This window comes from Actinomyces viscosus, assembly GCF_900637975.1.
Classification (GTDB): domain Bacteria; phylum Actinomycetota; class Actinomycetes; order Actinomycetales; family Actinomycetaceae; genus Actinomyces; species Actinomyces viscosus.
This window is the reverse complement of the sequence record NZ_LR134477.1, coordinates 1874800-1900983: the sequence shown is the minus strand read 5'-3', so window position 1 is coordinate 1900983 and position 26184 is coordinate 1874800. Positions and strand designations below refer to the sequence as shown.

Genomic DNA, 26184 nt, shown 5'->3' with positions numbered 1-26184 from the left:
GGAAGGAGGGAAGATGCACCAATCACGGATGGGTTGTCCAAAAGCGCTCACCGAATCGTCCTGTCTTGCGGGGGCGCCGGTTGGTGCGGCACTTGCGGGAGTCGCGAAGCCCGCCAGGAGGAGGGCGACAAGGGACAAGCGAGCAACGGTTTTCATGAGGGGAACTCCTGACTCGGGGGAGGTGATAAAGGCAATTCATCCTACCATTCTTGCGGTTTGTGACAACTGCGTATCTTCGGCTCCCCAACTGATTCGCTGCTCAACAAAAGGCGTCGGGACGGAGCTGGTCTCCGCTCTCCCAGTCGCCTGCGCGGGACACGCGCAGGTCGCCTCCTCCGCCTCCCGCTACCCTGTGACCATGACGCAGACCGGTGAGACTGCCAGCCGCCCCTTCATCCCCGTAGCCGACGGCGGGGGGCGAGTCGACTCCGAGACCGGCGCCCTGCGCGAGGTGATCGTCCACCGCCCCGGTGGGGAGATCGCCCGCCTGACCCCCATCAACGCCGACTCCCTGCTCTTCGACGACGCCCTCAACATCCCTCGGGCGCAGGCCGAGCACGACGCCTTCACCGCGATCCTGCGCTCCGAGGGCGTCGTCGTCCACGACTTCCGCGAGCTGTTCACCGAGGTGCTCGCCGTGCCCGAGGCCCGCGACCTGGTACTGGATGAGGCCGTCGGTCCCGACGTCGTCGGCGTCTCCGCCTCCGAGCTGCTCATCGACTACTTCCAGTCCCTTCCCGACGCCGAGCTCGCCGAGGTGCTCCTGGCCGGCATCACCCGCGCCGAGCTGCGCGAGCGCCTCAGCCAGGCCGACGGGCGAGACCTCTTCTCCTCCACCTACCTGTCCACCCTGGAGGGGCAGTTCGTCGTCACCCCCCTGCCCAACCTGCTCTTCACCCGCGACACCTCCGCCTGGCTCTACGGCGGGGTGTCCGTCAACTCCATGGCCCTGGAGCCGCGTCGGCGCGAGGCCGTCGGCTATGAGGCCGTCTACCGCTACCACCCCGCCTTCGCGCCCCGCCTGGCCGAGCTGGGCGACGCAGCCGTTGACGGAGCGTCCGGCGCTGCCGCCCCGGCCACTCGTCTGTGGCGCGAGCAGGGCCGGGTGTCGGCCGCCTCCACCATTGAGGGCGGCGACTTCCAGATCCTGGGGAACCGCACCCTCGTCATGGGACTCACGCACCGCTCCACCGCCGCCGGCGTGGAGCGCCTGGCCTCCCAGCTCTTCGAGGCCGAGGTGGCGGACAGGGTCATCGGCGTCCACATGCCTGACGCCGCCTTCTACACCCAGCTCGAGGCCGTCATGCACCTGGACACCCTCATGACGAAGGTCAGCCCCGACACCTACCTGCGCTTCCCCGGCTTCACCGAGGTCACCACGGTGGAGATCGAGCCCGGACCGGCCGGCCGGGCCCTCAAGGTGACGGTCCACGACGGCTCCGAGATGGACGCGGTCCTCGCCCGCGCCGCCGGCATCGACTCCTTCCGCGTCATCAGCCCCGGCGCCTCCGACGAGGCCGAGGCCCTGCGAGAGCTCGCCCGCGACTCCTGCAACGTCGTCGCCCTGGCACCCGGGCGCGTCATCGGCTACGCCCACAACCAGTGCGCCAACGACGCCCTGCGCAAGGCCGGCATCGAGGTCGTCGAGACCCCCGGCGTCGAGCTGGTGCGCGGCCGCGGCGGCTCGCACTGCATGACCTGCCCTGTCACCCGCGACGCCGTGTGAGCGCCGGGTGGGCGCCGTGTGATCGCCGGGTGAGCACGGCCGCCGGTCAGAGCAGCCGGCGGGCCCCCGGACCCGGCCTGGTCACGATCGTCGCGGCGCGCTCGGCCAGGCCCTCACGGTCCCGGTAGGCCTCAAGCCACTGGGCGGCGAAGTCCTCGGCATGGTCGGCCGGAACCAGGGCGTACACCGACCCGCCCCACCCGGCACCGAATGAGGAGGCGCCGATGGCGCCCACCTCACGGGCCAGCGACACCATGAGCCGGGTCTGCGGCACCTGGTTGCGCAGACCCCGGTCGGCCAGCTCCTGGGAGCGCTCCAGAACCTCGCCCACGCCGGGGTCGGCCGCGGCGATCAGCCGAGCGCCGGCCGGCACCAGCACGAGGGACTCGATGAGGAACTGCTCGATCCTCTCCCGCTCGTAGCCGGGCTCGCACAGGCTCAGCAGCTCCTTCAGGGCAGGATCGCCGGCCGCCTGCTCGCCGTCGGCGTCCCCGACCAGGTGCCTGACCGCGCCGGCCAGCGAGGCGTCGGAGCGCCCAGTGGCCTCGTTCCACCTGGCCAGCACCGACTGGACGGTTGCCGGCCCGCGGTTGTAGTCCTCCAGGGCCGCGCCGGTCTTGTGCGCCAGAACCCCGCTCACCCCGATGACGAGCGCCCACTGGGAGGGGAAGGAGACGGTCCGCATGATGCGCATCGGGTCGAATCCGGCCAGGAGCAGCCGGTCCTGGGCCCCGCACAGCATGCCGGTGTGGTCCTCGCTCCCGCCGCGGGTGCCCACCCCCGTGGTCCCTGGCAGGTCGTGCCAGGCCCGTCCGCCCTCCACGGCGGCCAGGTAGCCGGCCAGGGACAGCCGGTCGGGCATCGCCTCGATCCACCGGGGCTCCTGGCTCCACCCGTTGAGGTCGGCCAGGGCCAGGGCGGTGGCGCACACGAGCGCGGAGGACGAGCTCATCCCGGAGGCCGGCGGCAGGTCCGAGGAGATGGACAGGTGGGCCGCGGCGGAGGCCCCGAAGTTGAGGGTGAGACGGTCCAGCACCGTCTGAAGGTAGTGGCCCCAGTGACCCGGCTCCAGGCCGGGGTCCACCCCGGCGAACAGGGTGACGGGATCGCCGCCGTCAGTGGTCACGGTCAGGGACGACGGCGGCCCCTGGGTGCGCCGTGCTCGCGCCGTGATCGCCCGGTCGACGGCGCCGACCAGGACCGAGCCGCCGGCGTAGTCGGTGTGCTTGCCCAGGACCTCGACGCGCCCGGGCACCCTCCACGCGACCTCCTCGGGCGCCCGGCTCGCCACCCGGCTCACAGTGACACCTCCACCCCGGCCAGGCGGGCCTCGACCTCGGACACGTCCTCGCGACGGGACAGGTCCAGGACCGCCCCGGTGGCCGGGAGGACCGACACCGGGCCGGGCAGGGCGCGCACGGCGTCGACGATCTCCAGCTCGCCGCGCGGTGAGGGGACGATCCGGCGGCAGGCGGCGAAGATCTCGCTGGTGAAGCCGAAGGCGTTCATCGACACCAGGGCCTGGGGCCCGGCGGCCTGGACGACCTCGGGGGAGGGCTTCTCGACGATCTCCTCCAGCAGCCCGTCGTGGGCGCGTACGAGCGCGAAGGCGGCGACCCTCTGGGCAGGGATGTTCGACTCGGCCACCAGGGCGGCGCGCTCGAAGCCGGCCAGGGCGTTGCCCCGGTGGCGGGCCAGGTCATGCAGAGCCCGGTGCGGGTAGTAGTTGTCCCCGTTGACCATGAGGAAGGGCTCATCACCCACGGCCGGCTCGGCGGACAGGACGGCGTCTGCCGTACCTCGGGGCTCGGCCTGGACAGCCAGGTCGATCGTGAGCCGCTTGGGCTCCAGGGAGTCGATGTGCCTGCGGAAGTCCTCGTGCTCGGGGCCGACGACCAGAACGACCCGCGTGATCCCGGCCTCGGCCAGGGCCGACAGGCCGTAGTCGATGAGCCGGTGCTCCCCGATGGGCATGAGCGCCTTGTAGCCGCAGGCGGCGGCAGCAGCCTGCTGGGAGGTCAGGCCGGAGCCGGTCGGGTCGGCCGCCCGCATACGGGTGCCCAGGCCACGGGCCAGGACGACGGCGGTGCGGGTCTGCTCTGCAGCGTCAGTCATGTGGATCCTTCCTCCTGCTCGTCTCAGGCGCCCAGGCCGTAGTGGCTCGCGACGGCGGCCGCGGTCGCCCGGGCCTCGTCACCGGTGGGCATCTCGGCGAAGACCCGCAGGAGCGGCTCGGTGCCGGAGAAGCGGATCGTCACCCAGCCGCCGCCTGAGAAGTACACCTTGCAGCCGTCCTCCCAGGAGACGCGCTCAACGTCGTGGTCGAAGGCGGGAAGATCGTGGGCGCAGAAGATGCGCTCCTCCAGGTCGGCGCGCCGCTCGGGGGTGAAGCCGTAGGCGCCCTCGACCATGACGAGCTCGCCGTACCGCTCCACGATATCGGCGTAGAGCTCGGAGAGCCGCTTGCCGGAGGCCGCCACCGCCTCGACCAGCAGGGATCCGGCGTAGACCCCGTCCTTGCCGGGGATGTGGCCGCGCACGGTCAGCCCGCCGGAGGACTCGCCTCCGATGACGGCGTCGGTCTCAGCCATCTTCGCGCTGATCCACTTGAAGCCGACGGGCACCTCGTAGCAGACCTGCCCGTGGGCGGCCGCCACCCGGTCCAGCAGGTGGGTGGTGGACATGTTGCGCACGGCCGGGCCCGTCCACCCCTTGCGGGTCAGCAGGTAGTCGTAGAGCAGGACCAGGACCTGGTTCGGGGTCAGGTAGGCGCCGGTGTCGTCGATGATTCCCAGGCGGTCCGCGTCACCGTCGGTGGCGATGCCCAGGTCGGCGCCGGACTCGACGACGGCGTTGCGCAGGGTCGTCACGGTTCCCTCGGCGGGCGAGGGCATGCGGCCCCCGAACAGCGGGTCGTAACGGTCGTGGATGACGTCCACCTGGCAGCGGGCGGTCAGCAGGATCGTCTGCAGGCTCGTCTCGGAGACCCCGAACATCGGGTCCAGCACGATGTGCATGTGGGCGTGGCGGATCGTCTCGGTGTCGAGCTTGTCAATGATCGCGTCCAGGTACCAGTTGATGGAGCGCTGGACAGTGACCAGCTCGGAGGAGCGGGCCGCATGGGGCTCGACGCTGCGCACGTCCTCATCCGTCAGGAGGCTCACGGAGGCGGCGAGCTCATTGGTGAACTCCAGGTCGGCGTCGCGGCCACCGGGCAGGAAGATCTTGATGCCGTTGTACAGGGCCGGGTTGTGGGAGGCGGTCACGGCCATCCCGTAGGCGGCCTTCAGACGGCGCACGGTCCACATGGTGGTGGGGGTCGGCGAGGGGCGGTCGATGAGGGTGACTCGGACGCCGTTGCCGACGAGCACCTCAACGGCCCACCAGGCCGCGGTGTCCGACAGGAAACGGCGGTCGTAGCCGATGACGACGCCCTGCTCGGCCGTGCCCTCAGCGACAATGCGGTTGGCCAGCCCCTGGGTCAGGAGCCTGACGTTGGCGCGGGTGAACTCATCACCGATCACGGCTCTCCAGCCGCCGGTGCCGAAGTGGATCATGGTTGTTCCTCGGGTGAGGTGGCCGCCGCCCGGGACGGGGCGGCAGCGCGGATACGGGTGGACACGGGACTGGGGAGGGTGGGGCCGGTGTCGGGGCCGGGCTGAAGGTCGGGGGCTCTCAGCCCTTGACGGCGCCGGCTGCCAGGCCGGACTGCCAGAATCGCTGCAGGCCCAGGAACAGCACGATCAGGGGGATGACGCCCAGAAGGGCGCCCTGGAGGAGCGCGCCGTACTGGGGGTTGAAGTAGGTCGACATCCCGTAGAGCCCCAGGGTGACGGGCTTGAGCGAGGCGGAGTTGATGGTCATCAGGGGCAGGAAGAAGTTGTTCCAGGTCGCCACGAAGATGAACAGGAAGATGGTCACCATCGCCGGGGCGAGCAGCCGCAGCACGATCGTGAAGAAGATGCGGATCTCGCTGGCCCCGTCGATGCGGGCCGAGTCGATGATCTCGTTGGGCACCGAGGAGTCGGCATAGACGCGGCCCAGGAAGACGCCGAAGGGGCTGACCGAGCACGGCAGGATGACCGACCAGATCGTGTTGGTCAGGTGGACGGCGTCGAGGACCAGGTACAGGGGAATGGTCAGCAGGGCGATCGGCATGAGCAGACCGGAGAGGATGGCGACCTGGACGGCGCCCCGACCGGCGAAGCTGAACTTGGCCAGGCCGTAGCCGGCGGCGACCGACAGGAGCGTGCCCAGCACCCCGGCCACGCTCGAGTAGAGCAGGGAGTTGAGGATCCAGCGCCAGAAGAGCCCCTGGGTCCAGCTCATCAGCGCGGTGTAGTTGGCCGAGACGTTGTTGCGGTGGGAGAACCACCACCCGGAGGTGGTCAGCAGGTCGGAGTTGGACTTGGTGGAGGAGACGATGAGCCAGTAGACCGGGCCGAGCATGTAGGCCAGGACGATGACCAGGACCGCGATGGTCAGGACCCGTGAGGGGATCGACGGGCGCAGTGAACGGGGGATGTCGGTGGGCTTCACTTGTCGATCCTGTTCTGCACGAGGGCGTAGAGGGCGGCCAGGGTGCCTGCCACGCAGGCGATGAGAACGGAGACCGCGGAGGCCGGACCCGAGCCGGATGGTGACAGCGCGCCGGTCATCGAGTTGTAGGCCATCATCATCGGGGTGTAGTCCAGCCCCATCCACTGGTTCTGGTTGTACATAACGGTGGGCTCGTTGAACAGCTGCACGGTCCCGATGATGGACAGCAGGACCGCCAGCAGGGAGGCGGAGCGGACCATGGGGATCTTGATGCGCCGGACGATCTGCCAACCGGTGGCGCCGTCGATGCGGGCGGCCTCGTAGAGCTCGTGGGGCACGGACTGGAGCGCCGCCAGGAAGATGAGCATGTTGTACCCGGTGAAGGTCCACGTCGTGATGTTCGCCATGGACCACAGCATGATGTTCCTGCCGAAGAAGTCGACGTGGAGGCCCACCAGCCCCAGCAGCTCGTTGATCGGGGAGAAGGTGGGGTTGTACATGTAGAGCCACATGATCGCGGCCACGATCCCGGGGATCGCGTAGGGCAGGAAGAAGCCCAGACGGAAGACCGTCACCCGTCTGACCAGGAGCGAGTCGAGCACCAGCGCCAGGGCGAGGGCCGCCAGGATCATGACCGGGACCTGGACCACCCCGAACAGCAGGACCCGTCCCATCCCCTTCCAGAAGGCGGGCTGCCCCGCGGCCTGGACGTAGTTGTCCAGGCCGACGAAGGTGCTGACCTTGTCCCCGCCGCCGTACAGGTCCCCGCCTGAGGCGACGTCCCGGAAGAAGGACCGGTAGACCGACACCACGATCGGGATGAGGAAGACGACGGTGAACATGATCATGAACGGAGCCACGAACCCGATACCCGCTCGGGCCTCCCTGCGCCTGCGCAGCGAGGTGGTGCGCAGGCCAGGAGAGGCTGTCCGCTGAGGTGCCGAGGGAGCGGGGGAGCGCCCCGTGGTCGTTGTTGTCGTGCTCATGGTGTTCTCACTTCGATCGTGGTGCCGATCACTACCTGTTTCTTCCCGCTGCTGCCTACTCGGCAACGGGCAGGTTGGCGTCCTTCAGGGAGCTGACCGCGGTCTTCTGGGCCGACTGGAAGATGTCGTCGACCTTGCCGGTCCCCTTCCCGGCCGCCTCGGCGGCCTGGGTCATGGGGTCGGTCAGGGAGGGCCAGGTCGGCATGAAGCCGAACTTGGAGTTCACGGCCGCGTTGGCCTTGGTGAACTCGGCGTAGACGTCCTGGCCCCCGAAGAAGGTGGAGATGGACTCCGGGGTCTTCACCGGCGCCTTCGCGGTCAGGACCAGGCCCTGGGTGGCCAGGTCGTCGACCTGCGTGTTGAACCAGTCGTTGAAGGCCATGGCCCCCTCGGGGTTGGAGCAGCCCTTGAGAACGGCCACGCCGGATCCGCCGTCGGGACCGGACATGGGGGTGTCACCGAAGGCGGGCAGCTGGGCGACCGCCCAGGAGCCGGCGTTGGGGGAGTCCTTCATCGTGTCCGCCAGAAGCGCCCCCTCCCAGGCCGCCCCGATGGTGCCGATGAGCTGCTGGTCGACCAGCGCCTTGCCGAAGGCGTCGTCCCAGCGGTTGGCCACGAGGGCCGTCTTGGAGTCCAGGAGACCCTGCCAGAAGGTGGAGACCTTGGCGGTCTCCGGGCTGTTGACGTTGACCTTCCACTTGTCGTTCTCAGCGCTGAACCACTGCGCGCCCGCCGCGGCCGACTGACCCGCCAGGGTGTTGGGGGCCTCGTCGGGCTCGAAGGCCACGGCGTACTTGCCCTGGGCCGCCGCCTTCTGGGCGACGTCGGCCAGCTCGGCGCTGGTGGTGGGCACGCTCAGTCCGAGCTGGTCGAAGGCGGCCTTGTTGTAGAAGTAGACCAGCGGGCCGGAGTCCTGCGGCAGGCCGACGACGGTCTTGCCCACCGTCATCAGCGACATCGACCCCTCGGAGAAGTGGTCCTTGTACTTCTCCGCCTGCTGGGACACGTCGGCCAGCAGGCCGGAGGAGTAGAGCTTGGGGATCTCGGCGTAGCCGACCTGCGCCAGGCAGGGGCCGGTTCCGGCCTTCACGTCGTTCTCCAGCTTGACGTTCATGTCCGAGGCCTTGCCGTCGAACTTGGTGGCCTCGACCTTCATGTCGGGGTGCTCGGCGTTCCACCGGGCCACGATGTCATTGACCTTGGTCATGCCCTCGCCGTCGGGAAGGCGGTGCACGTAGCGGATCACGCCGTCGGACGAGGACGAGCCGGACGAGGACGTGGCGGAGCAGCCGGCGACGATCATCGCGAAGGCGAGCATCGAGGCGGCCAGTGCGTGTTTCTTCATGGGTTCTTCCTTCTTCGTCATTGAAAAGGACCGGCGGATGCCGGAAGGAGTGAGGATGGGGTGGTGACGGGAGCGAGTCGGCACGCTGTCGGCACGGGCCCGTCTGCGGAACATGGAACATGGGTGCTCACTGCGCCGGAGCGGTGAGCCACTGGTGTCCTCCTTCCTCCAGACGCACTGTCCGGGGGCCCTGGGGCGTCGGTACCGTCGTGGTGACGGGTTCGAGCGCGTTGTTGATGACGAGGGTGGTGCGCCCGTCGGGGTAGGCGGCCACCTCCACCCGGGGGTCGAGGGCCGCCCAGCGGGAGAACTCCTCCTCCTGGCCCGCGGCCCAGAAGACCGCGCGGTGCAGGATCCGGGAGTTCTGGGCGCAGTAGGGCAGTCCCGTGGCGTACACCGCTCTGCCCCGGCCCGCCTCGTTGGCCGCGAGGCGGACCTGGCCGTCCGCGGCGTCGAGCACCTGAGTGGTGGGGCTGGTGACGACGACGTCGGGGGTGCCCTCGCCGTCGTCGAAGCCACCGGCCAGGTCGCGGGTGATGAAGTGCTCCCGCACCTGCGGAAGGGGACGACGGGTGCTCAGGCCCCAGCCGATCTCGCGGTCGACGCCCAGGACGTCGGCGAGCTGGAAGGTGACCCCGTGGGCGGGGTGGGCGCTGGGAGCCCCCACCCCGATGAGGCCCCCGCCGCTGGTGACGAAGGAGCTGACCGCGGCGACCAGCGCCGGGTCCGCCTACTGCGCGCCCCCGGAGAAGGCGGTGCCCTCGGCCCCCGCGCAGATGAGGACCTTCACGTCCTGGGCGGCGCCTGCGCGCACCTCGTCGAGGGAGAGGAACTCCACCTCCAGGGGCAGGCCCGACAGCGCCTCCAGAACCCCCAGGTAGGAGTAGGTCTGGCGGTACCACAGCGCGTGCGCCACCATGTGCGTCATCCAGGAGCGCAGGCGGCCCCACGAGTTGATGACGGCGACCTTGAAGCCGGGGACCAGCGGCCGGTGCCCGGCGGATCGGGCGTGGATGGAGCGGAACTCCGAGACGATCTGCTCGACGCGGTCGATGAAATCGGGGTGCTCGACGGCCAGGGACAGGTAGCCGCCGTAGCCGATCCGGTCCAGTGGGGAGCGCACGATGGCTCGGCGGGCCTCCAGCCAGCTGCGGTTCGCCTCGGCGATGGGGTCGCCCCCCGGGTGGAAGACGTCGGGGAAGAAGTAGGGAAGGAACCTGCCCTCGGTGTACCGGACGTGGGGGATGTCGGCGATCATCCTGCAGGTCGCCCCCGAGCCGACGGAGCCGACGACGGCGTCGATGCCGGTGGCGGCGAAGTGCTCGCCGTAGGGCTCGGTGCCGATCCAGTTGTCCCCCAGGAACATCATCGCCTCCTTGCCCCGGGCGTGGACGGCCTCGGTCAGCTCGCGCACCCGGGAGGTCACGAAGCGCTGCTGGAAGTCGATCCAGTCGCGGAAGGCGCGGGTGGGGACCCGGAAGGGGGAGTTGTAGTACCCGGCGTCGACGAAGTCCTCGGCGCTGAGGCGGTAGCCGTACTCCTCCTCGAAGGCCTCCAGGGCGGGGAGGCTCACCGAGGCGGAGTAGCCGAACCAGTCGACGTAGCGCTCGGCGGCGTCAGCGCCGTAGACGAGGGTGAAGTGGTAGAAGAAGGTGGTGAAGCGGACCACGTCCACCTCGGGATGCTCGTCGAGCCAGGACCGCAGGTGGGAGCGGACGTGGGCCCACGTGGCCTCGTGGCGCACGTCGAAGGGCTTCTCCCTGGTGCGCGAGGGGTCGTCGTCCCAGCCGTTGGTGAGGTAGTTGTACATCTGGGTCGGGTCCCAGATCTGGGTCGCCAGGAAGCTGACGGTGTAGACGTGGCCGGCGAGCGCCTCGTGCACGGTGACCGTGCGTCCATCGGCGCCCACGCTCCATGCCGTGGCTGGCAGCTCCTGGCCGGTGGTGCGGTCATGGGCCTGCCACCAGCGGGAGACGTCGCAGCCGGTGTCCGGGCGGACCTGGTCGGCGAACCAGGAGGACAGCAGGTCGATGCCCAGCGGGCCGTCGGTGGTGGCGATGACCCGGTCGGACATGAGGAAGATCCGGGTGGCCTCCTCGGGGTGGGCGTCCGCCCAGGCGTTGTCGCCGCGGCCCACGAAGTAGGTGGAGTAGACCCTGGTGGCCAGCTCCGAGACGATCCCGGGCAGCTCAGTGCCGTCGGAGTTCCGCACGGCGTCGGCGCCCAGTCGGGCGATGAGGGAGCGGATGGCCTCGTCCATGCCGGTCTGGATCGGCAGGGTGAGGCGTCCTGCCTCACTGGAGGGGCGCGGCGCGGGCTGGGTCTGGAGAGACATCAGCACTCCTTCGGGCCGAATAGTCTGAACTCCGAACAAAATACAGCATGCGCATTCCGCCCGCTACTGGCGAGGCGGTAGATAGGCGCGACGGCGGCTAGGCGTCGTGTCCGAGATCCACCAGGCAGGGGTTGTCGAGCACGGATTCCAGCGCCACGAGAGCCGCCCCATGTGACGAAGCCCACTTTCCAAGGTGGGAGACCTCCAGCCTCGCTCTGGCCCGCTCATCGAGGAGACGCGCCTCCAGGGCGGCGGTGGTGGGGGCGATGAACACGTCCGCGAAGGCGGCCAGGTATCCCGACAGCACGATCACCTCGGGGTTGAGGACGTCCTCCAGGATCGCCAGCGCGCGTGCGAGGGCCTGTTGGGAGAGCGCCAGCCTCTGCGCGAGCCCGGTGTCGCCGGCGTCGAACCGGCGGCGCAGGATCTCGATGCGCTGCTCCAGGGAGGCGGTTTCGTCACGCACCTCATCGTCCGGCGGGTACGCCGAGGTCAGCGCCTGCAGGCCGGAGCGGGTCTCCCAGCAGCCTCGTCTCCCGCACCGGCACGGCAGGCCCTCGGGCTCCACGGGCATGTGCCCGACCTCGCCGGTCAGGCCCAGCCAGCCCCGCAGGAGGTGCCCGTCGGCGATGATGCCTGCGCCGATCCCGTCCCCGCCCGACAGGTAGAGCAGGTTGCGCACCCCGGCGCCCGCATAGCGCTCGTAGGTGGCCAGCGCCGCGAGCTTGGCGTCGTTCTCCAGCGTGATGAGGGGGACGTCCTGATGGGAGGTCATGTGGCGGGTGACTGCGCTGCGGACCTTGTCCGCCAGGGCGACGTCGTGCCATCCCAGGGCGGAGGAGTAGCGCACGGTGTCGTTGGCGTAGTCGATGATCCCGGGCTGGGCCAGGACGATGCCCGGAACCTTCGTCCCCTGCTGCGCCAGCCGGTCCAGGGCGCGAGCCAGCATGGTGCCGATGCGCTCGATCATCCTCTCCGGGCGGTGCCCGGCCTCGCCGACGAGCTCGGAGCTGCGCAGGACAACCTCCCCCGACAGGTCCGTGATGGACAGGAGCAGCGAGGCCCCGCTGATCTCCAGGCCTATTCCGGCGGCTGCGCGGGGGGCCGTGCGCAGGCCCGTGCTCGGTCTGCCCACCCTGCCGGACAGGTCGGGCTCCTCCTCGATGAGCAGACCTCGTGAGCACAGCTCGGCCACCAGGGTCGACACCGTCGCCTTCGACAACCCCGTCTCCCGGGCCAGGCGCGTGCGTGACAGCGCGGGGCTCTTCTGAAGGTGCCGCAGGATGAGCGACATGTTCGAGATGCGCACGTCGGCATGGGCCTTGGGGCTCTGCGCTCCCGGGCCTTCGAGGAATCCTCGAGGACCCGGCCCGTCCACCGGGGTCCATCCTGCAGTCGGCACGCCAGTCTCCTCCTTCATTGGTCGGCTCTCTGGGTCGTGATCGTGTCCCTCAGCCTAGTGATTCTGGGGTGGCGACCGGCCCGCTTCGGAAGGCGGCCTGCGCCGTCGTCGGCGGTCCGATCCGTCTGTGCGGGTGGTGACGTCGGGTGGGGGCGGTGGTCCTCAGACGTCCTCCGTCGGCTCAAGGTGGAGGGAACCTAGAATGAAATGTGAATATATTCACTTGGAGAACCCTTGAGAACCTCCGGTTGCGGATGCTCGAGTTGTTGGTTATGTGACGCGCCTGTGGTCTAGATGAGTGCGACCCATGGAAGTCCTCTTATTCGTGATCGTTTCAATCGATTCCGGCCGTGCGGGGCGATGGACCCGGTCCTGATCCTGCGGCGCTCATCGCCCCGTTCTCCGAGCCTGTCCCGGACCATGCCCGGAGGTGTGTCAAGGCCTCAAGGCCCGCGAATCCGCGGCTTCTGAGGCCTTCTCAAATTGACCGCCTGCATGTTCCGCAGCACCATGAAATGGGCTTGCGACCGTGATGGGGCCCGGAGGCGGCTCTCACAACACGTTTCCGGATTCTCGCGGGCGGCCCTGGAGCCTGGAGCTAGATCGCGAGGAGTACTGTGAAAGTCATTGAGGCCAGCCATGTCTACAAGGTCTTCGGGCGGCGACCGTCCGACGGCGTCAAGAAGCTCAAATCAGGCAGGACACGGGACGAGCTGAGGAAGTCGGGGCAGACCGCCGCCGTCATCGACACCTCCTTCGACGTCGACAAGGGAGAGATCTTCGTCGTCATGGGGCTGTCGGGCTCCGGCAAGTCCACGCTCATCCGCATGGTCAACGGTCTGCTGCCCATCACCGCGGGCAGCATGACCCTCTATGGGGAGGACCTGGCCCACATCTCCAAGCCGAAGCTGCGCGACCTGCGCCGCAAGCGCGTCTCCATGGTCTTCCAGAACTTCGCCCTCCTGCCGCACCGGACGGTGGGGGAGAACGCCGCCTACGGCCTGGAGATCCAGGGCGTGGGCCGTTCCGAGCGCGAGCGCCGGGCCGAGGAGGCCCTGTCGATGGTGGGCCTCGAGGGCTGGGGCGGCTACAAGCCGGGCGAGCTCTCCGGCGGGATGCGCCAGCGCGTGGGTCTGGCCCGGGCGCTGGCCGCCGAGACCGACATCCTGCTCATGGACGAGGCCTTCTCCGCGCTGGACCCGCTGATCCGCCGCGAGATGCAGGATCAGCTCATCGACCTCCAGGGCAAGCTCGGCAAGACCATCCTGTTCATCACCCACGACCTCAACGAGGCCATGAGGCTGGGGGACCGGATCGCCATGATGCGTGACGGCCGCGTCGAGCAGGTCGGCACCGCCGAGGAGATCCTCCGCGATCCGGCCTCCGACTACGTCTCACGGTTCGTGGCCGACGTCGACCGCTCACGGGTCCTGACGGCCGGCTCCATCGCGGAACCGCCGTACGCGGTCCTGGGCTCGGACCGCAGCCCCCGCGCCGCCCACAAGCTCCTGCGGGAGAACCAGCCGCCGTGGTTGCTGGTGCAGAACCGCGACCGTACGCCCTTCGGCTACGTCTGGGAGGACGACGTCGCCCGCGCGGTCAAGGAGGACTCCAACGTCCTGCCGCTGTCCACGATTCACGAGATGCCGGTCGTGCCGCACTCGACCCCCGTCAACGAGCTGTTCGCCTACGCCGCGCAGCATGCCGCCCCCATCGTCGTCGTCGACGACGACGGGCGGATCTCCGGCGTCATTCCGCGCGTCACGCTGCTGGCCGCCATCAGTGAGCAGAACCAGGACGTCAGTGCCTCCAGCGCCGGGAGCCCCGAGCCCGCGGCCCGCGGCGGCGCCCCGCAGGGCGCCGGGGCCGAGCGGGCCACAGAGCGGACAGACGAGCAGGCCGCCGAGGCCAGTGAGACCACCGAGGCCGAAGGAGCCGACGCCTGATGATTCCCGCACAGACCCCCATCCCCAAGATTCCTCTGGGCTCGATGGTCGAGGCCCTCATCGACTGGATCCAGAACCATCTTCACGGATTCCTCTCCGTCGTCTCCCAGGCCGGAACCTCGGTCAACGACACCCTCGTGGACCTGATCCTGGCCGTGCCGCCCCTGCTCATGGTGGTCGTCTTCGTGCTCATCGCCTGGGCGGCGAAGTCGTGGAGGCTGGCCGTGGGGACCGCCGTCACCTTCCTGCTCATCATCTCCCTGGGGCAGTGGCGCAACGCGATGGAGACGCTAGTCCTGGTCACCCTGGCGACCCTGACCGCTCTCATCCTCGCGATCCCCCTGGGGATCTGGGCCGCCCGCAACAAGTACGTCAGCGCGCTCATCCGCCCCATCCTCGACCTCATGCAGACGATGCCCGCCTTCGTCTACCTCATCCCCTCGGTCCTGTTCTTCTCCATCGGCGTGGTTCCCGGCATGTTCGCCACCCTCATCTTCTCCATGCCTCCCGGGGTGCGCATGACCGAGCTGGGCATCAAGCAGGTGGACAAGGAGACCGTCGAGGCGGGGCGCTCCTTCGGCGCCACCGACTGGCAGATCCTGAGGGGCATCCAGCTGCCCTTGGCCGTCCCCACCATCATGGCCGGCGTCAACCAGGTCATCATGCTGGCCCTGTCGATGGCCGTCATCGCGGGCATGGTCGGGGCCGACGGCCTGGGGAAAGAGGTCGTCAACGCCCTGTCCACCATCGACATCGCCAAGGGCACTGAGGCGGGCCTGTCCATCGTGTTCCTGGCGATCTTCCTGGACCGGGTGACCGCGGCCCTCGGGGCGCCGCGGGAGGAGGGCTCGCTGCTCTCACTGATCAAGAGGCGGTGACCCATGACTCGACTGACCCGACGGTGCTTTTCCGCTCCGCCCTCTCCGGTGCCGGGCGCGTATCGAAGGAGCGCCATGCAGACCTCCCGCCGCACGTTCACCACCGCCCTCACCTCGCTGGCGGCAGCGGGCGCCCTGTCGGCCTGCGGGGCATCCAGTGGGGGTGGTAAGCGGCTTCGCCTCGGCTTCATCCCGTCCTGGAGCGACGGCCTGTCCATGACCCACCTGCTCAAGACCCAGCTGGAGAAGGCCGGCTACCGGATCAAGCTCATGGACCTCAGTGAGGCCGGGCCGCTCTACGCGGGGCTCAGCCAGGGGGCGGTCGATCTCTACCCCTCGGCGTGGCCCGACATCACCCACAAGGACTACATGGACAAGTACCGCAGGTACATCGAGGACCTGGGGACGTACTACGACTCGGCCAGGCTGTGCTGGTCCGTCCCGGACTACTCCTCCATGACCTCGATCGAGGACATCAAGCCCCGTGCCTCGCAGATCGACAACCGGATCGTCGGCATCGAGTCGGGGTCCGGCCTGGTCAAGGTCTCTGAGGAGCAGGTGATTCCGGCCTACGGCCTGCAGGACATGAAGTTCCTGACCTCCTCAACCGCGAGCATGCTCACCGAGCTCAAGAAGGCCGTCGACGCCAGGCAGGAGATCGTGGTCACCCTGTGGCACCCCTTCTGGGCGAACACCACCTTCAACATGCGTGACCTGGAGGATCCCAAGGGCGCCTTCGGCAAGGGGGAGGGCCTTCACTTCCTGGGGCGGGAGGGTTTTGCGCAGGACTTTCCCGAGCTCGCCAGGTGGCTCGGTTCCATCAAGATGGATGAGGCCACCTACGGCAGCCTCGAGGACATGGTCGTCAATACCTATGGTGAGGGCAAGGAGGACGAGGCGGCCATCGCCTGGTCCCAGAAGTACCCGCGCTACGACTTCAAGACGTCCTGAGGCGGCATGTCGGCTCACCCCGGTCATGCGGGCGGTGGCCTGAGTCGAGTCCGGCGTGAGTGAGGCCGGACCAGGCGGCCACGACCGCTCCGAGTGCGATGGCTTCGAGGATGCCGAGAAGGGTTCGTCCGTACACCATCCCCCCACAGGGGGACGGCCGGCTTCCAGGCGGTGTCGCCCCCTGCGGGGGGCGGGGGGCCAGTGCATCGTGCTCTCCGAGCTCGTGAGTCTTGCGGCCTACACCTGCCGCGTAGCCGTGCTAGCGAGACTGTGACTGTCTTTGACTGTCTTTGCGGCCGGTGATCGTCGGTGGTGGCGAGCGGATTCTGTTATCCGGGGTCCCTCAGGCCCGAAGGCATTCGCATCACCAGAATCACCAGAGGCAGGGGGCGGATCCAGGTGGACTGTCTGAGTCGCTTGCGTCTCCTTGCTCTTCCATCGTAGGGTGGCGATTGGTTTAACTGACCGTTAATTCGCTTGTTGGGGAGGGGTATGGCGGACAGGGCTAGGACCCGGGAGAATCTTCAGAGGCTTGCCGACTTCGTGGGCGGTAGGACCAGGTCCTTGGGGTTCGAGGACGGTTCGGACGGGTCGCCGGCTGATCCTGGAGGCGCGTACGCCCGGGGCGTCAACGCTTCTGACACTTGGACCTCCGCCCTGGCGGACCAGGAGGCGGAGTCGGTCAGAGAACCTGTCAATAGGCTGGCGGAGGACTTCGCCAGCCTCTACAGCATTCTCGTGTCGGAGAGAGACTCCCCGTCCTTGCAGGATGATTGACATAGGCCGCGGTTTCTCTCAAGCCCGATAGTCTCTGAGGAGGTTATAGACAGTGGGAGTCATTAAGCTCAATCCTGATAACTTGAGGAAGAAGCTCAAGGGTATTCGGGAGAAGGTTGATGAGGCGGGGCGTGCTCGGGCGAGTATTGATAGGGAGAGTGAGAGTCTGGGGGACCCGTCACCGTCCGATGCGGTTGGTGAGTTCTGCAACAATACGGCTGTCCATATTGATGCTGTTCGCCTCCGCGTTGATCAGATCGAGGCTGAGATGAATCGTATTATCGAGCTCAATGCGAATGGTGTCGCCACCATGAACGGTGGGACAATCACCGTGGCGAATGTCCCTGATGCGGTCCTCCAAGCGGGGGAGGGCGAGTTCAACACCTGGAGCCAGGGGGCACTGGACGCCAAGGATGCGTAGACCCTCGCCAATGGCGGGCGCCCAAGAAGCGGCCGCACAGCCACTGATGTTCAGGCCTCAATGGAGACAAACAAGGACAGTTCATCCTATTCGACAGCTTTCATCGACGAAGTCGGGCCGGAGAACATTACTAAGCTCCCATTCGTATTCGCCACGGAGGAGCAAAAAGAAAAGGACGGATTCAACACTCAAGTTGCATCAACGCTGGGAAATATACTAGCAGCCGCCTCCAGCACGTGGGGCAGTGAAAAGGCCAAAAAAGTATCAGACGCGATCTTCGAAACCGTCAACGGCGGAGGCGATTATAAGAATCCAAACAACTACCTTGCGATCCAGGAGCAGGAAACGAAGCAGCTAGTTGCCCTCAACTATATTCTAGGTCATCACGACGCCGACGGAAATCACGTGAACGATCTACGCTTCGGAACCGATTTCCTGGTGAGTCTCGCTGAAGACCTAGCGACGATCGACCCTGAGATCATTGAGACCAATCGTCTTAACGCTAAATTCTCCGGCGATAAGGGCTATGCCGTACTATACGACAAAGGTTATTCATTCAACCCCATGGGTGGGGTCTTGGACGCCATGGGAGGTAACGTTGACGCAGCTTTAAAGTACCTGGCTCCTAACGGAAAGGATGGGAGCGTTAATGCGAGTCGTGTTGAAGCACTATCAAAATACGACTGGAGCTGGGACCCTGCCGGATTCGCCGGGTTCACAGCCGCAGTCGCCTCAGCGTCCAGCAAACGAGCCTCCACAGTAGATAACCCTTCCGGGGGTGCTTCCGAAAGCGAAAGAGCACGTCAGCTGGCCGGCGTAGCTGTCCATGAAATTGCGGCAAATGTATCTGAATACAACCCCAGCAAACGCTCGTGGCAACAATCAGGCAACGCTGTCGTCTACAGTGATGACGCAAAGGCCAGCCTCGGAACCCTTCTAGCGAACTGTGCACCTGAGTTAACTCAAGCCTGGAACGGAGGATCGGCGGTTGATCCGTCAACCGGAAAAAAACTCCCCGAGGCGACAGTGGCCGACTTCAATGCGCTCGCATATCGTGTCGCCGACAGTCAAGATGCCGCCGCCACTATTGGTGCAAGTCTCGCCAAGCATGCAACCGGAAAGTCTGCGGAGCAAATCGAGCGCTTTCAAGGAAACAAAGATGCTCAGCTTGCACAAATCAATGAGGCATATTCAAGAGGATCCGCTGCCCTTAATCATTTCACGGCAATTGCTGACGTTAAAGCAGATGCGATTAATGAACAATTAAAAGAGGACACAAGTGTGCGAAGCGCCAACGCAGCAGCTGCTTTAACGGGATTTACAGCAGTGGCCTCAGGAGGACTCAGCACCCCATTTCAGACAGACGCATCACTGGCAACGACAACTTTAACTAGCCCCCTTGTGACTAACGAAATATTCGGCACAAAGAAAGTCGAATCCACTATGGGAGCCAACCCTGATGAACAAATGTGGGCCTACGCGGTACGGGATGCCGCGAACGCGGGACTAACGACTTCTCCGTGGAAGATTGTGAGCAATACCCGTGGATTACCTCAAACAGTGACGGTAAGCACGGAATCGATTTATCAAAGGCATCTCAGGAGGATCTGAAAGATATTAGGTCCTGGACCGACACCATCCCCGAGCACATCACTACAACGGTTCCAGATCCTAGTGAACCCAGCGGGCAAAGAACTGAACCAGGAGACCCCTCCCTCAAGAAATTAAGCAATCAATTTATGGGAAAATCCGCCAAGGGTCGCTCAAACGGACTTGAGGATGCCCAGAAGCGGAAGGGCTAAGGAGATCAAAGGTGATGATGGGTAGCTTGCTGTCGTCAAGAGCGCTGTGCGGAACAGCAGTAGCTCTTCTTCTTTTAAGTGGGTGCTCCCCTAATGGTTCCATGAGAGCCGCGAGGGTATCTGCCTCCAGCACGGCTGCGGTAGCGCGCAACGTTCCGTTGTGTGATGTAGCCGCTGCAGGCGATGTCGAAAGAGTACTGAACCAACAGATAAGAATGTTTTCTTATGAGCGCGATGGCGCCTTCTATGCCTCGTATTCATGCATAGTATACGGGTTTTCTGAGCAACAAGTTGAAGTGGAAGATTTTGAGGTCGCATTTACTGAGTTAACTACAGAAATAGACCTTCCTGGGTTATATGACGCTCACACATACTCAGAGGCGGCGGCTCTTCAGCGCGCAACCCGCTTCACCCTGGACGGCACCGACAGCGAAGGTGTGACGATCCCTCTGGAGACCAACAATTGGGCAGCGCTGTGGCAGTACCCGGACGGCACAGTCCTCACCGTCCTCTGGAGAACGAGGGTGCTGGCGCGTAACCGTGGTGGTGGCCCGTGTCAGCCGGTGTGGGCCACCACCACGGTTGTCTTCCGAAACTGGGGTGGGGCCGTGAATTTATCGGTGTCGGCGGAGTCGTCAGGAGAGGTACTCAGGGTACTCCACAAAGGGGTCGTGCTCGCGATGATCCACCCACTGATCAATGACCTCCTGGGCCGTGATACCGGGAGTCAAAACGGTATGACCATCAAAGCTGTTGGTGGTGAACCATAGCATCAGGTTGGGATCCGGGTTAAGGGACCGTACCCACACAGCGATGTCGGCGGCCTCCTCAAAATCTGCCCCGCCAACAGATATAAGCCGACCGTCACGGAAGTGACTGATAATCGTCGACGCCCCGTCCGGGGGTGTCAGAATTTCTACATCGACCTCGCGGTCGGCGGATGCCACAGATATTGTCCTACAGTCTGGCCACTGTTGCTTTCCTTCGCTGAGGAATGTGTCAGTATCGGCGATGACGCGCCCTGAGTTGAGTGTGGTGTAAAGATACCTGACGCTCATTTTTACTTCTCCTTCTAGGTTATGGAACCAGTTGGATGTGCAGCTCCACATCGGGGCCGAGAATGTCTCGGGCGCGCTGACCGAGAAACTCTGCAGACTCCGGGGTGTTGGTGACCAGGGTCAGACTAGAGACAGGATTGCCCGACGACCTTATCACCTCACCGTACACCTTCATCTCATCATTGAAGTCTCCCATGAGGAACTCAGGAGCCTTGCCTTGATAGAGGGCACTGTCTCCACCTCCTGTGTGCTTGGCGTCCCAGGCCTTGGTGATTCCCGTGCCATCCGTGGTGACTGAGTCCGCCCAGACGGTTTCACCACTGTCGGTCGTTAGCTGGCGCTCGACATCGGTCCCCAGGACCCTGTGCTGGTACTGGTACGCCTCTGTCGACGGCGAGCGAGTTTTCGTGGGGAGCTCGTCATACCATTCTTGAACTTTCCCCGGGTCGTCCCACTGCGTGGCGCCCTCACCGGTAGCGGCGCTGCTGTCGGCCTCCACCCTTTCGGGCGCGTTAGCCTTAGCAGCGTCGTCGGACTGCTTCGCGCTGGGCCTGGCTGCCTCTGCCGCGTCATCGCCGCCCTTAGCACCAGCACCCGCTTCGTTGAGTGTTTGGCCCCAGCGGCCCTTGTTAGGATTGGGGGTCTTGGGGCCGTCGGGTCTGTACGCGGTGGGTCTGGCTTTGCCGGTTCGGCGGGCCTGGGCCATGGACAGAGTCATGGCGGGGGTGCCGGCCAGTGCCGGCTGGGGGCCCAGGGAGGAGGCGAGGTCCTGGACCTGTTCGACCCTGCGCTGGGCGGTGGCAGCGATATCGGTGCCGACCCTGGTTGCGGTCTCACCTGCCTTAGCCGGGATGCGGGCGAAGGCCTCACCCACGTCATCCAGCAGGCGCCTGGCCCGCTTCAGCAGCTCCCCCAGGTTCCTAGCCGAGGCCACGGTGTCGGCGACCTCCTTGGCCAGGCGGGTGACCCAGGCCGAGACGTCCGCGATGACTGAGGCCACCGCCCACGGAGCCGCCAGACCAGCAGTGAGCACCCCGATAGTGACCTTCGAGGCAGTCCGGAGGTGATCGTGCCGATCACGTCAGCAATCGCGTCACGCACCAGATCGTGCACCATCCGCACCACCAGGGAGGCCACTGTGAGCCCACCGCTGATGGCCCCCGCCAGGCCGGCGGTCATGCGCAGGTGCTGCGCGGACCCTGCCTGCAACGACTTAAACGTCGCCACCGCGTAGGACTCCTGACCGGCCAGGCGACTGTTACACACCCGGTCCAGGTCGTCGGCACAGGACCCCAGCTGGGTGGAGATGTTCGTCCACGTCGAGGCCGCTGCGGTCACGGCGTCGCTGTCACCGGTGAGCTCATCCAGCCACTCGTTGAGGCTTCCCAGGTGCTCAATGGCCCAGGCCACCCCGGCGGCCAGGGCCTCACCCAGGGGGTCCACCACCGCTGAGGCCACGTCCGTGGCCGTGGCTACAGTTGCCAGGGAGCCGGCGACCCAGCTGCCTGACTCAAAGGCCTCCCGAAGATCAGCCCCGTCCTCCAACAGACGAGAACCAGACCACACCGTCTCGCTCTCCCGAACCTAGGCCACAAGACCGTTCCCCGAACCACCACCCACCGGGGCCCTAAGAGTGTCACCCACCGCAGATCACACCCCCGCCCCGAGAAGACCCCGCGCACCAGCGGCAGCATCCGAATCTGTGCCCTCCAGGGCCGCGGCCACACCGCACAGGCCAGCGGCACCGCAACCCAGCACCTGCTCACCTCGCTCAGCGACCCGCGACAGAAGATCCTCAACCAACCGATCAGACATGCCGCCCACGCTAACCACCACCAGCAACTACCACCTGTTAGATAGACAACACAACCACACCCACACGCACTCCACCCAAACCCTTGAGCTTGGACTCCGTGCCGGCGGCGCGTTCCTTGAAGCCGACCGGGACCTCGATCTGGGGCACGCGCAGGGTGGCGGCGTGGACCGTCAGCTCGGTCTCGAACTCGCGGCTCATGGCGGGGAAGGTCTTGACGAACCGGCGCGAGAAGACGCGGTAGCCGGAGAACATGTCGGTGACGTGGGTGTCGAAGACCCGGGAGGTCAGACAATTAAAGGCCTTGATGAAGGTCATTTCAGAGGGTGGTGTATGCGTAGAGTGTGAGGGTTGCTGTGGTGGTTTGGGGAAAGTTTCTACTGGGGCCGATGGTTGTGGTGGAGGATCTTGTAGGAGGTGATGTGGGTGATGTCGCGTTCGGTGGTGGGGCTGGTTACATTGAAGGCGACGTTGGTCTGTTTGACGATATCGGTCAGCGTCCTGACTATCCGTGACGATCGTCGGCTGTGACACCCCCAAGATGTCGACGATCAATGCCTGAGAGATATCTGGAAGATAATTTCACTGAAGATGCAGAGAATACGTCAGTTAACTGCGCTTCGAGGTCCCGGGACCCCAGGGAGCCTGGCCAATATCTCCGTCCTGGACAACTGGGTCCACCAGGCCGATCAGCTGGCGGTTATCAAGATCCGTACTATTCTTTACCACGACAGTTCGTTCCTGCAGCAGGGTTTCTGTATTCCGGTTGCATTCTCTCACAGAAACGAGTCGTCACCCCATCGCCATACCCCTACTTTCTCATCAGCCAGCCTCACCCTGAATAACCTACATTTTCTTGCAGAAACGGTTGGTCAGTCTTCATCGATGCGGTTGCCGTCCTCGTCGAGGTAGTAGCCCTCGTCGTCGATGGGGCGGAAGGTCATCCGGCCCTCGGCGATCTCCTCGGCGAAGTGCTCCCGGGTCATGAGGCGGGTCTGATGGGCGCGTTCCTTCATCTCCTCGTGGGACATCGTGGTCTTCCACGGCCGTTCCAGCGTGCAGGTGACCACCATGAACAGCGCCCAGGTGAGAAGGGTCAGCTGAGTGAGGGAGGGCGGTGCGAAGACCGCGGCCGCCAGTGCTCCGCCGATGGCGGGGCAGATGATGGCGGCAGTGGTGCGTTGTGTTGCGTTCATGTCGTTGGTGCGTTGGATGCGCATGGTCAGGCGCATCGTGGTGGCGTCGAGGGTCTCACGTACCGTGGTCGCTACGATGGCGAACCCCGTGACCTGGTCGGAGCCGAGCCCAGCGTGAGTGAGGGCGGACCAGGCGGCCACGACCGCCCCAAGTGCGATGGCTTCGAGGATGCCGAGAAAGATCCGTCCGTACACCACCCCCCACAGGGGGACGGCCGGCTTCCAGGTGGTGTCCTCCTCTGCGGGGGTGGTGGGCTGGTGCATCGTGCTCTCCGAGCTCGTGGGTTTTGCGGCCTGATCAGAAGCAGGCGTTGACGACGCTATCGAGTCCGAGAATTCCCATGAGGACGGTGGTCGCCTCCCCACCGATCTGGGCGGCTGCGAAACCTCCTCGGATGGCGGCGATGATGCCGCTTACGCCGCCCCAGATTGCCCGGGCCTTCCTGATCCAGGAAATGACTTTCGCAGCAGGTATCCCGTACTCGGCGATGACGGCCGCGACAGCAAGCAAGCAGCCTCCGATCCCCATCTGCGCCGCTTCCGCCTGCGTGGCGGCGGGCGCTTCGACAACAGTGATGCCGTTGGTGGCGGCGGTGAGGCGCTCCTTGTAGTTGGGTGTCATGGCCGGGTCGGCGTTCTTGAGGTCGTCGGGGACGGCCTCAAGGGCGTTGAGGATGTCGGTGAGCTTCTGATCCTTCTGGGCGTCAGTCAAGGCGGCCGCCTTGCCTGGTGGAACCGCGTTGGCTGGGCGTGTCACACCGGCGAAGGCGGTTGGCGACGTCAGAGTCAGCGCGACGCCTGCGGTGCCGGCTGCCGTAGCAGTCCTCAGGAACTTCCTGCGGTCCATGTCTCTTCTCCTTTCGATGCATGTACGAGACTGGAGCTCTTTCCAGAACGAGCCTATGAATCTCGTGGCAGTTGTCACACTTGAAGGGAGTCAAGGAGGAGACTGCTGCCGGCCCGATGGTGATCGGGGTAACGCCGGCGGTGTGTGCCAGCGGTGTCGCAGGGGGTGGTCATAGCTGCCGTGACGCGGGTGCGCTGAGGTGTCGATATGCGGCGGGGGCCGGGGCGCGGGGGCACGGCCCACAGACGTGCGGGCGCGCAGTACGTGCGCAGCGGGGCGGGACGTGAGACAATATCCCAGCTGGTTGAATCGGGGTGCTGGACGATCCTCTCGTGGGCCTGCGGGTCATCGTTGAGACGCCGCCCGGCTGAGCTCGGGGACGTAGCGGCGGCCGTCGCGGAAGTCGGCGGTGACGTACTCCGGTGGGATCGGCTGGGGCTGATGGACGCGCTCCTGGATGGCGTCATAGCCGAGCGAGGTGTCCCACGGCCTCTCGATGACGGCGACGAAGGCCATGAAAGGCAGCCATGTGAGAACCGTCAGTGCCGTCGTCGACGCCGGGGCGAGGAGCCGGGCCGCCAGGAACCCGGCGAGCGCCGGGCAGGTCACGGCGATGAGGGTCAGCAGGGGGCCGTGAGCGTCCCGGGAGCGCCGGGCCCGCATGATGAGCCGGTGCGCGCAGGCGTCAACGACCTCCCGCACGGCCACCGCCGCCAGGGAGAACAGGACTGCCCGGCCGAGTCCCAGGCCGGCCCCGGCCATGGCGGACCAGGCCAGCACGATGCCCGTCAGCCCGATGGCGCCGGGCATCCCGAGAACCAGGCGACCCACCACCATCGCGGACACGGGGGTGACAGGTCTCCATCGGCCGTGTCCTGTGCCGTCCGGTCGCGTGTCGCCCATAGTCACGGACTCCCCCTATCGGCTCGATCATGAATTCAGCCGCTTGAGTTATTCTACAGAGCCCGTGTGAGACGTTCTCGCACCGACGGCGGTGGTCGGTGTCGGTGCGAGACGTGCCTTACCATCGTCCCGGCTCACCGCACTGAAAGGACCCCTTATGACCGCGCTCGCCGCTCCTGACCCCACCGTCCTCGCCGACCTCAAGGGCCGCAGCTTCCTCAAGGAGCTCGACTTCACTGCCAAGGAGTGGAGCATCCTGCTTCAGCTGGCGGCTCAGCTCAAGGAGGATAAGAAGGCCGGCCGTGAGGTCAAGCGGCTGACCGGCAAGAACATCGCTCTCATCTTTGAGAAGACCTCGACGCGCACCCGTTGCTCCTTCGAGGTCGCCGCCTACGACCAGGGGGCGCAGGTCACCTACCTGGACCCCTCGGGCTCCCAGATGGGTCACAAGGAGTCCGTGGCGGACACCGCCCGGGTCCTGGGCCGCATGTTCGACGGCATCGAGTACCGCGGCGACAAGCAGTCCAAGGTCGAGGAGCTCGCCGCCCTGTCCGGCGTGCCGGTGTGGAACGGTCTGACCGACGAGTGGCACCCCACCCAGATGCTGTGCGACTCCCTGACGATGCTTGAGCACGCCGGCAAGCCCGCCGGCGAGATCTCCTACGCCTACATCGGCGACGCCCGCTTCAACATGGGGCGCTCGCTGCTCATCAACGGTGCGCTCCTGGGCGCTGACGTGCGCATCGTGGCTCCCAAGGAGCTGTGGCCCGACGACGAGTGCGTCGCAGCCGCCCGCCGGCTCGCCGACTCCACCGGTGCCCGCGTCACCCTGACCAAGTCGGTCGAGGAGGGCGTTGCCGGCGTCGACTTCGTCCACACCGACATCTGGGTCTCCATGGGTGAGCCCAAGGAGGTCTGGGACGAGCGCATCGCCCTGCTGCGCCCCTACCAGGTCAACGCCTCGCTCATGGAGATCGCCGGACCGCAGGCCAGGTTCATGCACTGCCTGCCCGCCTACCACGACCGCAACACGACCGTGGGCGAGGAGATCTTCCAGGCCACCGGCATGGACGGCGTCGAGGTCACCAACGACGTCTTCGAGTCCGAGGCCTCCATCGTCTTCGACCAGGCCGAGAACCGCATGCACACCATCAAGGCGGTCATGGTCGCCACCCTGGGCGACTGATCGGCGGACTGAACCGGCAGAACCGGCAGGGGAGTGGGCCTCCGGCCGACGACGTCGTACGGCTCCCGTTCGG

19 protein-coding genes and 2 pseudogenes are annotated in these 26184 nt (G+C 66.1%); 7 read left to right on the top strand and 14 right to left on the bottom strand.

Going from position 1 to position 26184, the window contains the following annotated elements:
- Nucleotides 1-358 precede the first annotated feature (358 nt).
- Entirely contained in the window at nucleotides 359-1726 is a 1368-nt protein-coding gene (locus tag EL340_RS08095) for an arginine deiminase (RefSeq protein ID WP_126414185.1), read from the top strand.
- A 46-nt stretch (nucleotides 1727-1772) separates the two neighbouring features.
- Here the strand turns inward: EL340_RS08095 and EL340_RS08090 are convergent, their stop codons facing one another.
- The 8 genes and pseudogenes from EL340_RS08090 to EL340_RS08055 form a co-directional block, all read right to left on the bottom strand.
- Entirely contained in the window at nucleotides 1773-3026 is a 1254-nt protein-coding gene (locus EL340_RS08090; protein WP_232022935.1) for a galactokinase family protein, read from the bottom strand.
- On the bottom strand, nucleotides 3023-3841 hold the full coding sequence (locus EL340_RS08085; RefSeq protein WP_126414184.1) for a nucleotidyltransferase family protein: 819 nt from the start codon (nucleotides 3839-3841) through the stop codon (nucleotides 3023-3025). The genes EL340_RS08090 and EL340_RS08085 overlap by 4 nt, the downstream gene beginning before the upstream one ends.
- 23 nt (nucleotides 3842-3864) lie before the next feature.
- Complete coding sequence (locus EL340_RS08080) at nucleotides 3865-5283, bottom strand: phosphoglucomutase/phosphomannomutase family protein (protein WP_126414183.1); 1419 nt, start codon at nucleotides 5281-5283, stop codon at nucleotides 3865-3867.
- A gap of 118 nt (nucleotides 5284-5401) precedes the next feature.
- Nucleotides 5402-6265 carry a carbohydrate ABC transporter permease gene (locus tag EL340_RS08075; protein ID WP_126414182.1) on the bottom strand — a complete coding sequence of 288 codons (864 nt, stop codon included), beginning with the start codon at nucleotides 6263-6265 and terminating at the stop codon, nucleotides 5402-5404.
- Nucleotides 6262-7251 (bottom strand): carbohydrate ABC transporter permease, encoded by a 990-nt coding sequence (locus EL340_RS08070; RefSeq protein ID WP_126414181.1) that lies wholly within the window; start codon nucleotides 7249-7251, stop codon nucleotides 6262-6264. The genes EL340_RS08075 and EL340_RS08070 overlap by 4 nt, the downstream gene beginning before the upstream one ends.
- 55 nt (nucleotides 7252-7306) lie before the next feature.
- Nucleotides 7307-8596 carry a type 2 periplasmic-binding domain-containing protein gene (locus EL340_RS08065; protein WP_126414180.1) on the bottom strand — a complete coding sequence of 430 codons (1290 nt, stop codon included), beginning with the start codon at nucleotides 8594-8596 and terminating at the stop codon, nucleotides 7307-7309.
- 127 nt (nucleotides 8597-8723) lie between these two features.
- Nucleotides 8724-10931 (bottom strand): annotated as a pseudogene (gene gnpA, locus EL340_RS08060) (1,3-beta-galactosyl-N-acetylhexosamine phosphorylase).
- A gap of 97 nt (nucleotides 10932-11028) precedes the next feature.
- Entirely contained in the window at nucleotides 11029-12333 is a 1305-nt protein-coding gene (locus EL340_RS08055) for an ROK family transcriptional regulator (protein WP_232022934.1), read from the bottom strand.
- Nucleotides 12334-12950: 617 nt separating this feature from the next.
- Between EL340_RS08055 and EL340_RS08050 the strand changes: the two genes are divergently transcribed.
- From EL340_RS08050 to EL340_RS08025, 4 genes and pseudogenes are all read left to right on the top strand, one after another.
- Entirely contained in the window at nucleotides 12951-14279 is a 1329-nt protein-coding gene (locus EL340_RS08050) for a quaternary amine ABC transporter ATP-binding protein (RefSeq protein ID WP_126414178.1), read from the top strand.
- On the top strand, nucleotides 14279-15157 hold the full coding sequence (locus EL340_RS08045; RefSeq protein ID WP_126414177.1) for an ABC transporter permease: 879 nt from the start codon (nucleotides 14279-14281) through the stop codon (nucleotides 15155-15157). Before EL340_RS08050 ends, EL340_RS08045 begins: the two co-directional genes overlap by 1 nt.
- 75 nt (nucleotides 15158-15232) lie before the next feature.
- Complete coding sequence (locus EL340_RS08040) at nucleotides 15233-16108, top strand: glycine betaine ABC transporter substrate-binding protein (protein WP_126414176.1); 876 nt, start codon at nucleotides 15233-15235, stop codon at nucleotides 16106-16108.
- An 829-nt stretch (nucleotides 16109-16937) separates the two neighbouring features.
- Nucleotides 16938-18917: pseudogene (locus EL340_RS08025) on the top strand (DUF6571 family protein).
- 826 nt (nucleotides 18918-19743) lie between these two features.
- Here the strand turns inward: EL340_RS08025 and EL340_RS08020 are convergent.
- From EL340_RS08020 to EL340_RS08010, 3 genes are all read right to left on the bottom strand, one after another.
- Complete coding sequence (locus EL340_RS08020) at nucleotides 19744-20166, bottom strand: hypothetical protein (RefSeq protein WP_126414172.1); 423 nt, start codon at nucleotides 20164-20166, stop codon at nucleotides 19744-19746.
- 19 nt (nucleotides 20167-20185) lie between these two features.
- On the bottom strand, nucleotides 20186-21199 hold the full coding sequence (locus EL340_RS15105; protein WP_197722280.1) for a restriction endonuclease fold toxin-2 domain-containing protein: 1014 nt from the start codon (nucleotides 21197-21199) through the stop codon (nucleotides 20186-20188).
- An 819-nt stretch (nucleotides 21200-22018) separates the two neighbouring features.
- Nucleotides 22019-22297, bottom strand: coding sequence for a glycosyltransferase family protein (locus tag EL340_RS08010; RefSeq protein ID WP_232022933.1), 279 nt, complete (start codon nucleotides 22295-22297; stop codon nucleotides 22019-22021).
- Nucleotides 22298-22323: 26 nt separating this feature from the next.
- On the opposite strand from EL340_RS08010, the gene EL340_RS14935 reads away from it, so the two are divergent.
- A complete protein-coding gene (locus EL340_RS14935; protein WP_164719360.1) occupies nucleotides 22324-22494 on the top strand; it encodes a hypothetical protein in 171 nt (56 codons plus the stop codon).
- Between the two features lie 357 nt (nucleotides 22495-22851).
- Here EL340_RS14935 and EL340_RS08005 read toward each other — a convergent pair whose 3' ends face one another.
- The 3 genes from EL340_RS08005 to EL340_RS07995 form a co-directional block, all read right to left on the bottom strand.
- On the bottom strand, nucleotides 22852-23439 hold the full coding sequence (locus tag EL340_RS08005; RefSeq protein WP_126414171.1) for a hypothetical protein: 588 nt from the start codon (nucleotides 23437-23439) through the stop codon (nucleotides 22852-22854).
- Nucleotides 23440-23473: 34 nt separating this feature from the next.
- Nucleotides 23474-24022: a hypothetical protein gene (locus EL340_RS08000; protein ID WP_126414170.1), complete on the bottom strand. Its 549-nt coding sequence runs from the start codon at nucleotides 24020-24022 to the stop codon at nucleotides 23474-23476.
- A 345-nt stretch (nucleotides 24023-24367) separates the two neighbouring features.
- Nucleotides 24368-24859 (bottom strand): hypothetical protein, encoded by a 492-nt coding sequence (locus EL340_RS07995; RefSeq protein ID WP_126415384.1) that lies wholly within the window; start codon nucleotides 24857-24859, stop codon nucleotides 24368-24370.
- A 223-nt stretch (nucleotides 24860-25082) separates the two neighbouring features.
- On the opposite strand from EL340_RS07995, the gene argF reads away from it, so the two are divergent.
- On the top strand, nucleotides 25083-26111 hold the full coding sequence (argF, locus tag EL340_RS07990) for an ornithine carbamoyltransferase (protein WP_126414169.1): 1029 nt from the start codon (nucleotides 25083-25085) through the stop codon (nucleotides 26109-26111).
- Nucleotides 26112-26184 lie beyond the last annotated feature (73 nt).